This is a genomic window from Acinetobacter sp. 228 (genome assembly GCF_048147885.1).
Window position 1 is genome coordinate 1 of record NZ_JAYWYV010000183.1, and the last position, 1,608, is coordinate 1,608.

Below are 1,608 nucleotides of genomic sequence, written 5' to 3' on the forward strand. Positions count from 1 at the left end.
TTATACCTTTTGCGGACTCTACGCCTCCGCTCACATCTACTGCAAAAGCACCGGTAGTATGAATAGCGTCAATGACATTGTCAGGGGTTAAACCACCTGCCAAGATTAATGGAATATCAAGTTTCGGGAATTTAGACCAGTCAAACTGATGTCCTGTGCCCCCTTTAAGCTCAGGATGCCATGCATCGAGCAATACAGCACTGGCCCCAGCTGCCTGATATTTTTGAATTTCAGCAACTACATCCAGATCAGGTTTAACCTGAATCGCTTTATACCAGCGACGTTTACAATGACGCGCTATTTCCTGACATTGTTCTGGAGTTTCATCGCCATGTAGTTGTAATACATCTAGGGGAACACAATCAAGTATATCCTGAATTTCGGTAACACTCGCGTTTACAAACAAACCCACCATTTGTACATAAGGCGGAACGAGTTTTGCTAATTCTTCTGCCTGTTCAACTGTTACATTTCTTGGACTCGGCGGAAAAAAAACAAAGCCTATCGCATCTGCTCCCGCTGCAACTACTGCCTGAACATCTTGCTTGCGAGTAATTCCACAGATTTTTGCTCGTGTACGTTTTTGGTTTGATTGGCTCATGAGCTGCTTAAACTACAACCATTTCTTAAAATAAGCGCCATTGTAATGCAATTTTTGCCCCTTGCGTAAAAGTTCTCAGGGAATTGCTTTAAATGACATTGTACGAAGTAATTCGGCACTTTATACTGCGTTCAAATGGAAGCAAGTGTAAGCAATTCATGCTTTAGGGAAGCTGGTGAAAGTCCGGCACTGCCCCCGCAACGGTAACAATGTAAAGCATATTTTTTAAGTCGAAATCGACTTACACCACTGCAGTAGTGTGGGAAGGTGAATATGTCCATAAATGAATTATGGCGCTGAAGTCCGGAGACCTACTTGTTTCATCTATCTACCCGATCATTCACGTGGGGTGAATGTATGGAGCATGTTATGTCTAAATCTTTTCAACCTACTCGTCTGGTAGGGGCTATCGCTATTGCGATGGGGTGTTCACCTGTTATTTTTGCTGAAGATGCAACAGATGCAACTCAGCTTGACCCAATTGTTATCACTGCTTCAAAAAGTGCTGAAAAAGCAAGTGAAGTTCCAGCGCGTATTTCAGTAATCTCTAAAGAAGAAATTGAAAAAAATCCTGCTTTAAATCTATCTGACATCTTGCAAAAAGATGCATCTATTTACGTAAAACAATCAGGTGGAGTTGGCCAGCTTGCAGACCTATCTTTACGAGGTGGTCGCACTGGACATACTTTATTGCTTAAAGATGGTGCGCGCATCAATAGCCAGAATGGATTAGGTCCTCTTACTCCAGAATTCATGGATCTGACAGATGTAGACCAAATTGAGATTTTGAAAGGACCTGCTTCTGTACAATATGGTAGTGATGCGATTAGTGGTGCTATTCAACTGATCAGTAATACCCCTAAAAAAAATAATGCCTTTGTTACCGGTATATATGGAGAAGATAATACTTATAAAGCTATTGTAGGTGCTGATATTGTTTCACCAGAAGGTTTCTATGCTCAAATACGTGGACAGAGACTAGAAACTGATGGAACTTCTATCTTGGA

The 1,608-nt window shown here is 41.5% G+C and carries 2 protein-coding genes and 1 riboswitch; of the genes, one reads left to right on the plus strand and one right to left on the minus strand.

Features of this window, described 5'->3' with window-relative positions; genetic code table 11:
* The coding region (locus VXQ92_RS17155; RefSeq protein ID WP_416682631.1) for a phosphoribosylanthranilate isomerase at positions 1–601 on the minus strand (601 nt) is incomplete at its 3' end.
* A 126-nt stretch (positions 602–727) separates the two neighbouring features.
* Positions 728–935: riboswitch (cobalamin riboswitch) on the plus strand.
* Positions 936–970: 35 nt separating this feature from the next.
* Here VXQ92_RS17155 and VXQ92_RS17160 point away from each other — a divergent pair.
* On the plus strand, positions 971–1,608 hold a 638-nt coding region (locus tag VXQ92_RS17160; RefSeq protein ID WP_416682632.1), incomplete at its 3' end, for a TonB-dependent receptor plug domain-containing protein.